The organism is Paenalcaligenes sp. Me131 (assembly GCF_050487225.1).
Lineage (GTDB): Bacteria > Pseudomonadota > Gammaproteobacteria > Burkholderiales > Burkholderiaceae_B > Paenalcaligenes.
Genome location: NZ_JBKQGY010000002.1, coordinates 335,944 through 348,472 on the forward strand (window position 1 = coordinate 335,944; position 12,529 = coordinate 348,472).

The following is a 12,529-nucleotide window of genomic DNA, read 5'->3' on the forward strand; positions in this document are numbered from 1 at the left end:
GATTAACGGCGCTTAGAACCGCCTTTCTTACCGCCACCAAAGCCGCCCATCATATTGCGCATGCCGTTGGCCATGCCGCCCATACCACTCATAGCGCGCATCATTTTGGCCATACCGCCGCCTTTCATTTTCTTCATCATGCCGCTCATCTGATCGTACTGATTCAGCAAACGGTTTACCTCTTGCACAGGCACACCAGAGCCCGCTGCAATACGGCGCTTGCGAGAGGCTTTTAGCAACTCGGGCTTAGCGCGCTCTTGTGGTGTCATGGAGTTCAAAATACCTTCAGTACGACGCAATTGCTTTTCAGCTTCACCACCCTGCAACTGCTCAGCCGCTTGCGCAAATTGCGCAGGCAGTTTTTTCAGCAATGAGCCCATGTCGCCCATTTTTTTCACTTGTTGCAGTTGGTCGCGGAAATCGTTCAGATCAAAGCGGTCGCCCGATTTGATCTTCTGCGCCATTTTCTCGGCTTCAGCGATGTCGATGTTGCGCTGAGCTTGCTCAACCAACGAAACAATATCGCCCATCCCCAAAATACGTTGCGCCATGCGCTCGGGGTGGAAAGGCTCTAGACCATCAACTTTTTCGGACACCCCAACAAATTTCAGGGGCTTGCCAGTGATGTGACGCACGGACAATGCCGCACCGCCTCGGGAGTCACCGTCCAGCTTGGTCAAGACCACACCAGTCAGTGGCAACGCTTCACCAAAGGCCTTGGCGACGTTCACCGCATCCTGCCCCTGCATGGCATCCACAACGAACAGCGTTTCCACTGGCTTCACTGCTTGGTGCAGTTGCTGGATTTCCAGCATCATGGCTTCGTCCACACCTAGACGACCGGCCGTATCCAGAATCAGCACATCGTAGTGATGACGCTTTGCGTGATCTACCGCGCGCACGGCGATATCTACTGGTTTTTCAGAAGTGTCGCTAGGCAGGAAATCGACGCCCACTTGTGCGGCAACGGTTTTCAACTGCTCAATAGCAGCGGGTCGGTACACGTCGGCACTGACCACCAATACTTTTTTCTTACCGGTTTTGCGGCCATGCTGGGTGTGACCACCCTCGTGCAGCCATTTCGCCAGTTTTGCCGTGGTAGTGGTTTTACCCGCACCTTGCAAACCCGCCATCAAAATGACGGCAGGAGGTTGTGTGGCTAAAGACAGTTCACTGGCTTCGTCACCCAGATCGGCTCCCATCAGCGAGGTCAACTGCTTATGCACTACCCCCACCAATGCCTGACCTGGGTTCAAGGAGTCGGCAACGTCACTGCCCAAAGACTCTTCTTTGACCTTTGCAATGAACTCCCGCACCACGGGCAACGCGACGTCAGCCTCAAGTAATGCCATGCGCACTTCGCGCAGCATATCCTGTGTGTTGGCTTCGGTAAGTCGCGCCTGACCACGCATTGTTTTTACAACACGGGCCATGCGCTGAGTAAGATTTTCGAACATATGGCTGGTTTCGCTTAAACTAGTGATTCGTCGGGGTTACTACCCGGTTCAGGGCCAAGCGCCCTGTAAAGCTTTAATCGTCTGTCGGATATTTATGTCTGCAAGCATTGTATTTCACTTGCTGGCCGCTCTGGCTTATATTGTATTAGCGATTGTCTTATGGCGTCCTATTACTCGAGGCAGCCAGCAACCCGTACTCAGCGGAGCATGCCGTATAGCCCTGCTTGCTGCCATCGTACTACATGGCGCCGGGCTATTGCTTACCATTATATTGCCACAAGGCCTGCACTTAGGGTGGGCTCTGGCACTTTCAGCCGCAATCTGGCTGGGTATGGTGGTGTTCTGGTTTGAAAGCCTTTTCCTGCGTTTAGACAGCCTACTGCTTATTTTGCTGCCTGCCGCCACCATCGTGAGCTTACTCGCCGCCTTGGTACCCGGTGGGGCCATTATTTTGCACGGCGATAACGAATGGCTGCGCATACACTTATTGATCGCCATTTCTGCCTACGGGCTGATGACGGTTGCCGCGCTGCATGCCATCTTAATGACGGCGCTCGATAGGCAACTGCACCGTCCAGCTTCGCACCCTGAAATGCCTAGCCTATTGCACCGTGCCTTAGACACCATGCCACCGCTGCTGGTGCAAGAAGAGCTGTTATTCCGCTTGGTACGCATAGGCTTTGTGATGCTGACGCTTACCATTTTGTCGGGTAGTGCTGTCAACATGCATCTAGCAGGTACGCTGTTACCGCTGGATCATAAAACCATCTTCACGCTGCTCTCTTGGTTTACCTTTGGTGGGCTGCTCTTGGGACGCCGTATCTGGGGCTGGCGCGGTCGCACCGCTCTGCGTTGGATGCTAGCTGGTTCTGCTTTCTTGATTTTGGCGTACTCCGGTACCCACTTTGTTTTAGACGTTATTTTGCAGCGAGGCGCTATTGGCTAAGGTTTTACTCTGGGTCATCGTTATTCTGGCCGTTATTCTGGTGATGCGCGTAGTGGCTGCGCAAAAGCTCAGACAAAACCAGCAGACCCGCAATCCACAACAAGGCCGCGCACAAACCAAACGAGGCAAAGCCGAGCCCATGGTGCGCTGCGAACACTGCGGCGTACACTTGCCTCGCTCACAAGCCCTGATGAGCGATGGCCACACATGGTGTAGCCTGGAACATGCCAAGCATGGCCCACGTAAATAACAGCGCTTTGCATCTGCAACCAGACGGCTGGCTTACCCCCGCCGCTGGTGTCACGCTTGCCCCATCACCTAATTTCGATACGCGCCCTGAGGGCACTCCTATAGATTTACTGGTGATTCACAATATCAGCTTGCCGCCCAATGTTTTTGAGGGCAACGCGATTATTGATTTCTTTCAGAACAAACTGGATATCAACAGCCACCCGTGGTTTGAAAACATACGTGGTGTGACGGTATCGGCGCACTTTCTGATTCGCCGTAATGGTGAAATCGTACAGTTTGTGTCTACCCTGGATAGAGCCTGGCACGCTGGCGTTTCAAACCATCATGGCCGCCAAGTGTGTAATGATTTCTCTATTGGTATAGAAATGGAAGGCAGTGACTTCTGTCCCTTTGAGGCCGCGCAATACGACAGCCTAAACCAGCTTTCACAGGCTTTGGCTGAACGCCACGACCTACACGCTATTCGTGGGCACGAGCATATAGCACCGGGCCGTAAAACCGACCCGGGCCCATTTTTTGATTGGGAAGCCTATGCCAGCAACAGCCCGTGGCCGCGCCCACATTTTCCTGATTTAACAGACCCCGACTAGCCAGCGCTTACACGCCAATATTGCTAGGCACGGAGCTATGGTTATCGCTCACCCACATCACTACCGCATCTTTTTCAGAGGTAGAGATCAGTGCGTGGCCCATTTGACCATCGAAGTAAATACAGTGTCCTTCGTGCAGTTCTACGGGGCCGTAGAACTCGGACATAAACATCACACTGCCCTCTAGCACGGTCAAAAACACTTCGCCCAAGTGACGAATCAGTTTGCCGTTAAAGTCGCGTAAGTTGCGTGCCCGCACCACTGTACGAAACGGCAGCATTTTCTTATGAGACAAGTCAGACGCCAACAGCTCGTGTACGTAAGCCTTACCTTCCAGTAACGGGCCTTGTTCGCCCTGCATCAGGCTACGACGTGCTGCTGCACCTTGATTGCTGCCACCCGCCCCTACTAGATCAACGAGATCCAACCGCAGACCAGCAGCGATTTTCTGTATGAGATCAAAGGTAGGCGACATGCCGCCGTTTTCGATTTTAGACAGCGTTGACTTGGCCACCCCGGTTTCGGCACTGGCTTGCTCTAGTGTCCAGCCCAGCTCGCGACGTAAGTGTCGCAAACGCTCACCAAAAGCATTGCGGCTAATCGGTGCAGCAGGCTCTGTTAACAAGGTATGTTTTGACGCCCTAGACAATACGGCATCGCTTGTAGATTCCACCATCGTAGATTTTTTCAAATTTTAAGAGATAATAAGCACTATAACGTAGCTAATATAGAATGCGCTACTTAGCATTTAGGCATATAGCAGGCTGCGAACATAAAGTTTCCCATTGGAAACATATAATTTACGGAGACAACCGCTTCATGTATCACGTTCAAAAAGCCAGCCAATCTTGGTATGGCCAAAGCATAGGTATTCTAATTTTAGACGCAGCTTACCCCTGCATTCCTGGCAACGTGGGCAATGCGACCACCTTTAGCTATCCTGTGTGCTATCAAGAGGTTAAGGGCGCCTCCATTGATAGGCTACTCAACCAGCGCGACCCCGAGCTTATCAAGCCCTTTATTGAGGCCGCCCAAGAACTAGAGCGTCGTGGCGTAAAAGCCATTACCGGTGCCTGCGGGTTTATGGCTCTGTTTCAACAGGAAGTAGCCGCAGCGGTCAATATTCCGGTGTTTTTATCCAGCCTGATGCAAATCCCCTTTATCCACGCCCTGACCCGCAAACCCGTAGGCATTATTACGGCTAACGCTTGCCAGCTAGGCCCTATGCATTTTTCAGCGCTCGGTATTTCGGACAGCATTCCCGTCGTCGTGGCTGGTATGGAGCATCAACCTGAATTCAGCAGCGCTATCCTTCAAGAAAAAGGCACCTTGTGTTCTAGCACCATTGAAGACGAAGTCACGAGTGTTGCTCGCCACATGCTGACGCAAACCCCAGACTTAGGGGCAATCTTGCTGGAATGCAGCGACTTACCACCCTACGCCCACGCCGTGCAACGCGATACCCAACTACCCGTCTTCGACTTCATCACCATGATTGATTACGTGCACCAGTCGTTAGTGCGTAAGCCGTATCACGGGCATATGTAAACGGGTACACAGGGCTTACACCGCTCGCTTTACCTAGTTGCAATACACAATACAAAACACCCCAACAGCATTGAGCCCTTGGGGTGTTTTGTTGCACAGACCACTGTCTGCGCTATGCCGTTTGAGCTTAGCCCAGCAACAGCTTGTTCACACGCTTCACGAACGCGGCAGGATCTTCTACCTGCGCGCCTTCAGCCAACAACGCTTGATCCAGCAATACCAACGCCAAATCTTCGAACTGGCTGTCATCCGCCGATTGCAGACGTGCTGCAAAAGCGTGCTCAGGGTTCAGTTCCAAAATAGGTCTGACGGTTGGTACTTCTTGACCAGCAGCTTGCAGCATACGGATCAGGTGTGGGCTAAGTTCGTTCTCATCCACGACCACACACGCCGGGGAATCCACCAAACGTGATGTCACACGCACTTCTTTCACCTTGTCGCCCAGCGCTGTTTGCAGACGCTCAACCAAGGGTTTGAAGTTTTCAGCGACTTCTTCCTGGTGTTTTTTCTCGGCTTCGTCTTCCAAGCTTGCTAAGTCCAAACCGCCCTTAGCTACCGATACCAACGCCTTACCCTCAAACTCGTGCAGGTAAGACAACATCCATTCGTCTACACGATCGGACATCAGCAATACTTCGATGCCTTTTTTGCGGAATACTTCCAAGTGAGGGCTGTTTGCCGCTGCAGTGTAAGAATCGGCTGTAACGTAGTAAATCTTGTCTTGGCCTTCTTTCATGCGAGCGATGTAATCGGCAAAGGATACATCTTGCGCAGCGCTGTTGTTGTGGGTAGAAGCAAAGCGCAGCAAGGCAGCGATTTTCTCTTTGTTGCCCTGATCTTCGCCAGCGCCTTCTTTCAATACTTGACCAAAGTTAGTCCAGAATTCGGCGTATTCCTCTTTACGGTTTTCAGCCAAATCTTCCAGCAACACCAACAATCTACGTGTATTACCTTCGCGGATCGCACGTACATCACGGCTTTCTTGCAAGATCTCACGTGACACGTTCAGCGGCAAATCGGCTGAATCCACCACACCGCGTACAAAGCGCAGGTAGTTTGGCAGCAATTGATCCGCGTCATCCATGATGAATACGCGTTTTACGTACAGCTTCACGCCATGCTTGGCATCGCGATCCCACAAATCAAAGGCGGCGTGCTTAGGCACATACAACAATTGCGTGTACTCGCTGCGGCCTTCCACACGGTTGTGTGTCCATGCCAGCGGGTTTTCGTAATCGTGAGCAATGTGTTTGTAGAACTCTTGGTACTGCTCGTCAGAGATTTCTGAGCGCGAACGCGTCCACAACGCATTGGCTTGGTTAACGGTTTCCCAATCACTAAGCGTAATTTGCTTGGATTCTTTCTCGTCCCACTCTTCTTTGAGCATTTGCACGGGCAAAGAAATGTGGTCGGAATAACGGCGCAACACTGCACGTAAACGCCAGCCGTCTAGGAACTCTTCGGCGTCATCGCGCAGGTACAACGTTACGGAAGTACCGTGGTCTGCTTTCTCGGCGGGGCTCACGGTGAATTCGCCCAAACCTTCGGACTCCCACAGTACGCCTTCAGTTTCTACATCACCCGCACGACGTGACAATACCGATACTTTGTTTGCCACAATAAAGGAGGAGTAGAAACCCACACCAAACTGACCAATCAACTGTGCATCTTTTTGTTTGTCGCCAGTCAGTTGAGTGAAGAATTCTTTGGTGCCGGAGCGTGCAATAGTACCTAAGTTGGCAATCGCTTCTTCGCGGTTCATACCAATACCATTATCGCTAATGGTCAGTGTCTTACCTTCTTTGTCGTAGGTAACACGTATGCGTAGTTCGCTGTTGCCTTCCAACAGCTCTTGGCGATCAATCGCTTCGAAGCGCAACTTATCGCAAGCATCTGACGCGTTGGATACCAACTCGCGCAGAAAAATCTCTTTGTTGCTATACAGCGAGTGAATCATCAACTGCAGCAACTGCTTGACCTCGGTCTGAAAACCTAGGGTTTCGGCTGCCTGAACATTATTCTCGGTTTGGCTCATGGTTACGTATTTACTCAGTTGTCATCAACAAGCTATAGCGGCTTGCGCCGCCAGCGCATTAATCTCTTAGTTGGGGACGCCTACGTAAATATCAAGAGCCATACTGTTACATGCATTCCAGATAGCGTTGATACGCCTGTGTAGCAACAGCTTGCACATCAAAACTACGGGCAAGTTCTATATGCGCTAACTCGTTCAAATCAAACCATTTAGCTTCTAAAGCATCGTCACCAGCACACGCTTCACCACCCAGCCATTTGCACGCCACAGCGATCAGAATATAGTGCTGACGCAGCTCGCCGTCACTACCTATATCGTGTGCATCCACGGCGGTCACCACTTGCAAGGCTTCAGCCTGTACAGCCGCTTCTTCCATGATTTCACGCTGCGTTGCCTCTACGATGGACTCACCAAAATCAATCTTGCCACCCGGAAAACTCCACCTCCCTATATCGGGTGCATTACGTCGTCGTATCAATAACACCTGATGCTCTTTACACACCACCCCCAAGGTGGCGGGTATAGGCCTACGAACTGGCATTGCAGGGGTTTCTACAGCAGGGGTCACGCTCATTTACCTTTAATCCTTACTCTTACAGCCTGACGTAGTCGCCAAACCTAGAACAGTATCGCCCATAAGCGCTTTCTACCCCTAGAACCTTAGTGATGGCCTACTCCGCAAAATCGCTACTTTTATCACTCTGGACACCTGCATTCCCTCTACAACGGGCTATCCACAGACCCAAACCGGCTCTTTTTAAAGAAAAATGAAATATTTTGCATTTAGCTCTTGATCATCTTCGAATTCGAGGTATAATTCTTTTCTTTCCTAGCACATGTTTCAAACGAAACATCCACGCCTAGAAGTTGCCCGGGTGGTGGAATTGGTAGACGCGTCGGACTCAAAATCCGATACCGAAAGGTGTGCCGGTTCGATTCCGGCCCCGGGCACCACAGAATACTCAATAGACCTCAACCGAGGTCTATTTTTTTGCCTAAAACCCAGCCTTTACAAGGCTTTCCAGGCATTTACACCCTCCCCAGATCAACTGAAGTCTACCCACATCAAGCATTTGTTGTTGGTATAAGTGTTGGTATATGCTGGTACAACATCTACTCATCAAAGAATGTACCAACAGTCATGGCTCTCAGTGATACGCAGATACGCGCAGCAAAGTCTGCCGATAAACCATATAAGCTAACCGATGGTGAAGGAATGCACTTACTTGTTCATCCTAACGGCTCCAAGTATTGGCGACTTAGTTATAGATTTAACGGCAAACAAAAAACCCTAGCGCTGGGAGTCTATCCAGCCACCACACTTGCAGCAGCTCGGACTAAACGCGCCGATGCCAAACAACTATTGGCTGAAGGCGTAGATCCAAGTGAGCAAAAAAAACAAGAGCGATTTGAAGAGTGCAATGGCACTACCTTTGAGGATGTTGCCAGAGCGTGGCACGCCAACAATAGAACATGGTCTGAATCTCACCGAGATAGGGTGCTACAAAGCCTAGTAGCCGATATTTTTCCAGTTATCGGCAAAACAGACATTAAAAATCTTAAAACACGTGACCTACTCGTACCCATTCGTGCTGTTGTAGACTCTGACCGCTTAGAGGTAGCCTCCCGCTTACAGCAGCGCATCACATCGATTATGCGTTTTGCTGTTCAAAGCGGCCTGATTGACTTCAATCCAGCACAAGATATCGCTGGTGCAGTTCCGACCAGTAAAGAAAAGCACCGCCCAGCCTTACCTTTTGAGCGCATACCAGAGCTTTTAGAAAGAATTAGCAGCTACAAAGGTAGAGTACTTACAACCCTTGCTGTTGAGCTCGCACTACGTGTTTTTGTACGGTCAAGTGAAATGCGATTTGCTCGTTGGAGCGAGATAGATTTTGAGCGAGCTCTTTGGACAATTCCCGCAGAACGAGAACCAATTGAAGGCATGCGCTTCTCCCACCGCGGCTCTAAAATGCGTACCCCTCACCTTGTACCACTCAGCACTCAATCATTAACAATATTGAGACGCATTTACAATTGGACTGGTGATAAAGAGCTTATTTTCACAAATGACAATAACTCTAAGAAGGTCATGAGTGAAAATACGGTTAATAGCGCGTTACGGACAATGGGTTATGACACGAAAACAGAGGTCTGTGGCCACGGTTTTAGGACCATGGCCTGTAGTGCACTCATTGAATCAAAACTGTGGTCTAGGGATGCCGTAGAACGGCAGATGAGCCACCAAGAGAGAAACTCTGTCCGAGCCGCATATATTCATAAAGCCGAACATTTGGATGAACGCAGACTGATGATGCAATGGTGGGCTGATTTTTTAGATGCGAACAGAGAAAAAGCCGTTAATCCATTTGAATTTTCCCAGCAGGATCTTATGATCTCTACCAAAACAAGGCCATCACAGCACTAACTTAGCTGCTACAAATAAGGGAATGACTTGGGTGTAGCAAGCTCATTACTAATGATTCCCACTTAATTATCAATATAAAGAAAAAAACTTATAAAACTTTAGCTTGTAAACCATGAGCCTATTGATACCATAAAAAATGTCTTTTTTAGAACTCCAATACGCCCAGAACTCAGACATGACATCATAGCCGCTTCATATTCGCCACTAAATATAAAATTTCTTTAGGCCACGCCCTGAAAGGAGCTCTCAGCTATTTCCTGTAGCGCGACATCGCGTAACCGATCGGCACGGGCTTGAATTGCCGATTCTTCACCTTACGGCGTTGCTCAACCCTAAGTTGTTTGTAGTCGATCTCACCAAGCACATAGTAGTCGCTGACTCCTCCCTTAACTTGTACTACATCTCGGGCGTAGTCCTGAATCGCAGGTGCCCTAATCCGACTATCTCCAAACCTGCGATTGTTAGCCTGTACAACGAAAGCATGCAAGTCATTGGCAGTGGCTTCAACAAGGGCAGAAAAGGTCTTTGTGTCTGGGTTCCATTCCAAGGCGAATAAAGCGTCTATCTCTCCTCGCAGCCAATTACGATGTGAGATGTTTGTAAGGTCACTGCAAATTAGCAATGAAAAATAGAAGTTGCGGTGCCCGTACAGCGTCGGTTTTGCCTTCGAGCCTGTTGGTTTAAAGAGCTCTCCTTTCTTTCCAAGCAATTTCCTCAGTTCCTGCCGCTCACCGTGCGCTGCTTCGAACTTGGGCTGCAGCACCACAACGCTGCTTGCATACCCGGGCCAATGGGTAGTCAATGACACGAGGCTATCGTTTCTCAGTTTCTTGGTCACCCGATCACGGTGGTATTCGACACCTGCCAGCATCGAGACACCGTTGGTCGCGAGCTTGCGCGCGGCTCGTAGAACCCATCGCAACGGAACACTGAGCTCTGGCATCACAATGTAATCAGGCCTCTTTTCCTCCTTCAATATTCGGTTAATCAATCCATTGAAAGCAACATAGCGACCTACAGACCTATCCTGCTTTCCTCGCGCCGCGGCAGCCCACTGGGCATCAGATGTCTCCAAACTTGTCACCGCGACTCGAATACGCTCCCTTGAGCGACCGGGGGCAATGAAGTGAGCAGTCGGCGAATCTTCATCGTGCAAGAACCCTATCGAATGGGCAGTGACCACCTCTGCACCACGCAGGAAACGGATGACGTTCCGGAAAAGTGCTGAATCAGATAGAACAGTTGGTGCCACAAGCCCTATCTCGTCGATGCGAAGCGGCCGTGTAGGGAATGCTAGCGCAGGCCAATGCGGAACCCTAAGATCCGTAGCGTCTAACCAGAACCGTCGAATTGCGCCAAGTCTTAGCTGCCGTTGCACTTCCATGGCGCGAGGAACCTTCGGCCCCATCTCATCGACCTTCTGATACTGAAGCCAATGCTCCTTGTATGGTCGGCGCCCCCAGTCCGAAAGCAGTACCTGATTCACCAAAGACTCAAGTGACCGAACAGTAGCTGGAACCTTGACGCTACAGCTTAGCTGTTTGAGCTTTCGGAAAACACTTAGATACCCTAGACTCAAACTCCCAGATTTGAGAGTGCCAGCCTGGAGCCCCGCCTGCAGTAATGCATGTGCGTACTGCTGAAGACAGAGTTGAAAGTCGTCTACCTGATCCGGCAGGCCGAGTGAAGTAGTCGCTTGAAGGAGAGCGGAAATCTCGACGAGATCAGAGATTAATGACTTGGCTTGCCGATTATCACCGCAACTCAACATTAAGCCAAAAACGCGCGGGATATAGCCGAAATAATCAAAGAACCCTGCAGGTGTCACCACGTGTCGGGTTACGAGGCCATAGAACTCCTCACGTAGCGCCTGCCACGAACTCGGTGCCAAGTCTACTGCGTAAGTTTCAATGTCGCTAAGAAGAAGAGAAAGGCCAAGTCGTCGCACTGAAACCACATCCGCCTTTCTTAAGGCATCAGCCTGCAATGCAGCATTCGGAGTCGCAAACAAGGCCCTAGATGCCATGGCAATTCCCGACTCAGGTACCGATGGCAATAACCTGTATTCGCTTGACTGCTGTCGAATTTGATCTCTAATGTGATGAACTAGGTCCAAGCCATGCGCAGAAGAGAGAGCAAAAACCTTCTGCTTTGAAGCCGCAAAAATAAGCTCAGAATCCTTCGCATATGGCAGTTTTAAAGTGAGCGAATCAGGACAGCCAGCCCCCTTCTTGACTGATAAAAGAGGAGCCATTACTTCTCGAATGCGCTCGATTACACGTTGAGCACCGTGATCTTCACTTGCCGAATTCAACACTAAAAAGATGTCATCAACGTATCGCCCGTAGTAAACGGGCTCAAGGTTGGCGACAACTGCCCGATCAAAATCAGCCAGCAAGACATTCGCAATAACTTTCGAGGCAGACAACCCGACCGGGATTGCACCTGCTGGTCGGTGGTCGTAATCCGGTGTGCTCTGATACCAGGTTGTAATGGCCTCAAGCAGCTGCTCAGTAAATTTCTTTTCCACTGGCGCTAGCGCCAGTCCGATGGACTCCAAGAAGGCTTTCCTCAACAAGAATTTCGGTGAAACACGATGATAGAATTTCTCGACATCCATCGTAATGGCCAGGATGCTCTTGCCAGCCTCAAGGGAGCATTCCATGGACGACAGCCCGCGCTCACGCCAATCACGATAGGCAGAGAAGTATGGAACGAACAACCCTGGCGTAGAGAGGTTTACCCCTGGAACACTGATCCTCTCGTCTTGAATCCCACCGCTCGACCTCCTAAGCCGATTGCCGAAAGAGTTTGTTCTATCCAATGTTGCGTCAAACAAGTGTCCTACGAAAATGATCCATAAAGCGGACACAATCTGAAAATCGACTGTTGGTCTAATGACAAGCCTAAGCGCAGCGTTGGCTCTTTCTCCTGAGTCGTCAAAGCGGTGCTGCCAGTCCTGCCTTGGGTCAAGTGCTCGGAAGTGACCATCAGTATTCGCATCCCATGCGCTGCAATCTACGGACTTGGGCAAGTAAGCATGATCACCAATAAAACTCAGGTCTGTCGGCCATGTAACAGAGCGCTCCAGCAGGCGCGATCGGAGCCGACAGAGATTGACATCTAAGCTCTGCTCGTACTTTGTAAAGGCTAACGCATGAAAGTGCGTATTCTCATAAAACGCCTCTGCCTTCGCCTTCCGATACGCGACGTATAAATTTCCTAGACTGAACATCTCTGACTGCGACACTGGCATATGCTTCCTTTCTGAGG

Annotated in this window: 10 protein-coding genes and 1 tRNA gene; 6 read left to right on the top strand and 5 right to left on the bottom strand. The window is 50.4% G+C overall.

Translation table 11 applies throughout. The features are described from left to right. Positions 1–2 precede the first annotated feature (2 nt). A complete protein-coding gene (gene ffh / locus ACLPHM_RS09705; RefSeq protein WP_430221034.1) occupies positions 3–1,457 on the bottom strand; it encodes a signal recognition particle protein in 1,455 nt (484 codons plus the stop codon). A 94-nt stretch (positions 1,458–1,551) separates the two neighbouring features. Here ffh and ACLPHM_RS09710 point away from each other — a divergent pair, with 94 nt between their 5' ends. From ACLPHM_RS09710 to ampD, 3 genes are read left to right on the top strand one after another with little or no spacing between them, the layout of a single operon-like run. Then, entirely contained in the window at positions 1,552–2,403 is an 852-nt protein-coding gene (locus ACLPHM_RS09710; RefSeq protein ID WP_430221035.1) for a cytochrome C assembly family protein, read from the top strand. Continuing rightward, positions 2,396–2,653: a PP0621 family protein gene (locus tag ACLPHM_RS09715; RefSeq protein WP_430221036.1), complete on the top strand. Its 258-nt coding sequence runs from the start codon at positions 2,396–2,398 to the stop codon at positions 2,651–2,653. The genes ACLPHM_RS09710 and ACLPHM_RS09715 overlap by 8 nt, the downstream gene beginning before the upstream one ends. Next, positions 2,637–3,245 carry a 1,6-anhydro-N-acetylmuramyl-L-alanine amidase AmpD gene (gene ampD, locus ACLPHM_RS09720; protein ID WP_430221037.1) on the top strand — a complete coding sequence of 203 codons (609 nt, stop codon included), beginning with the start codon at positions 2,637–2,639 and terminating at the stop codon, positions 3,243–3,245. The genes ACLPHM_RS09715 and ampD overlap by 17 nt, the downstream gene beginning before the upstream one ends. Before the next feature lie 7 nt (positions 3,246–3,252). Here ampD and ACLPHM_RS09725 read toward each other — a convergent pair whose 3' ends face one another. Continuing rightward, entirely contained in the window at positions 3,253–3,921 is a 669-nt protein-coding gene (locus ACLPHM_RS09725) for a helix-turn-helix domain-containing protein (protein WP_430221038.1), read from the bottom strand. Between the two features lie 143 nt (positions 3,922–4,064). Between ACLPHM_RS09725 and ACLPHM_RS09730 the strand changes: the two genes are divergently transcribed. After that, complete coding sequence (locus tag ACLPHM_RS09730; RefSeq protein WP_430221039.1) at positions 4,065–4,793, top strand: aspartate/glutamate racemase family protein; 729 nt, start codon at positions 4,065–4,067, stop codon at positions 4,791–4,793. A gap of 127 nt (positions 4,794–4,920) precedes the next feature. On the opposite strand, the gene htpG is transcribed toward ACLPHM_RS09730, so the two are convergent. After that, on the bottom strand, positions 4,921–6,828 hold the full coding sequence (gene htpG, locus ACLPHM_RS09735; RefSeq protein WP_430221040.1) for a molecular chaperone HtpG: 1,908 nt from the start codon (positions 6,826–6,828) through the stop codon (positions 4,921–4,923). A gap of 106 nt (positions 6,829–6,934) precedes the next feature. Continuing rightward, the gene (locus ACLPHM_RS09740; protein WP_430221041.1) at positions 6,935–7,402 is read right to left on the bottom strand and encodes an NUDIX hydrolase; all 468 of its coding nucleotides are present in this window, start codon (positions 7,400–7,402) and stop codon (positions 6,935–6,937) included. Positions 7,403–7,697: 295 nt separating this feature from the next. Here ACLPHM_RS09740 and ACLPHM_RS09745 point away from each other — a divergent pair. Together ACLPHM_RS09745 and ACLPHM_RS09750 are read left to right on the top strand one after the other, a co-directional pair. After that, a tRNA-Leu gene (locus ACLPHM_RS09745) sits at positions 7,698–7,782 on the top strand. 37 nt (positions 7,783–7,819) lie between these two features. After that, positions 7,820–9,256, top strand: a complete 1,437-nt coding sequence (locus tag ACLPHM_RS09750; protein ID WP_430221042.1) for a tyrosine-type recombinase/integrase — start codon at positions 7,820–7,822, stop codon at positions 9,254–9,256. Between the two features lie 250 nt (positions 9,257–9,506). On the opposite strand, the gene ACLPHM_RS09755 is transcribed toward ACLPHM_RS09750, so the two are convergent. Then, positions 9,507–12,491: an RNA-directed DNA polymerase gene (locus ACLPHM_RS09755; protein WP_430221043.1), complete on the bottom strand. Its 2,985-nt coding sequence runs from the start codon at positions 12,489–12,491 to the stop codon at positions 9,507–9,509. Positions 12,492–12,529 lie beyond the last annotated feature (38 nt).

What these genes read in the sequence shown, in the direction of transcription:
- ffh (WP_430221034.1), bottom strand. Translation starts at nt 1,457, where the DNA reads ATGTTCGAAAATCTTACTCAGCGCATGGCCCGTGTTGTAAAAACAATG.
- ACLPHM_RS09710 (WP_430221035.1), top strand. Translation starts at nt 1,552, where the DNA reads ATGTCTGCAAGCATTGTATTTCACTTGCTGGCCGCTCTGGCTTATATT.
- ampD (WP_430221037.1), top strand. Translation starts at nt 2,637, where the DNA reads ATGGCCCACGTAAATAACAGCGCTTTGCATCTGCAACCAGACGGCTGG.
- ACLPHM_RS09725 (WP_430221038.1), bottom strand. Translation starts at nt 3,921, where the DNA reads ATGGTGGAATCTACAAGCGATGCCGTATTGTCTAGGGCGTCAAAACAT.
- ACLPHM_RS09730 (WP_430221039.1), top strand. Translation starts at nt 4,065, where the DNA reads ATGTATCACGTTCAAAAAGCCAGCCAATCTTGGTATGGCCAAAGCATA.
- htpG (WP_430221040.1), bottom strand. Translation starts at nt 6,828, where the DNA reads ATGAGCCAAACCGAGAATAATGTTCAGGCAGCCGAAACCCTAGGTTTT.
- ACLPHM_RS09740 (WP_430221041.1), bottom strand. Translation starts at nt 7,402, where the DNA reads ATGAGCGTGACCCCTGCTGTAGAAACCCCTGCAATGCCAGTTCGTAGG.
- ACLPHM_RS09755 (WP_430221043.1), bottom strand. Translation starts at nt 12,491, where the DNA reads ATGTTCAGTCTAGGAAATTTATACGTCGCGTATCGGAAGGCGAAGGCA.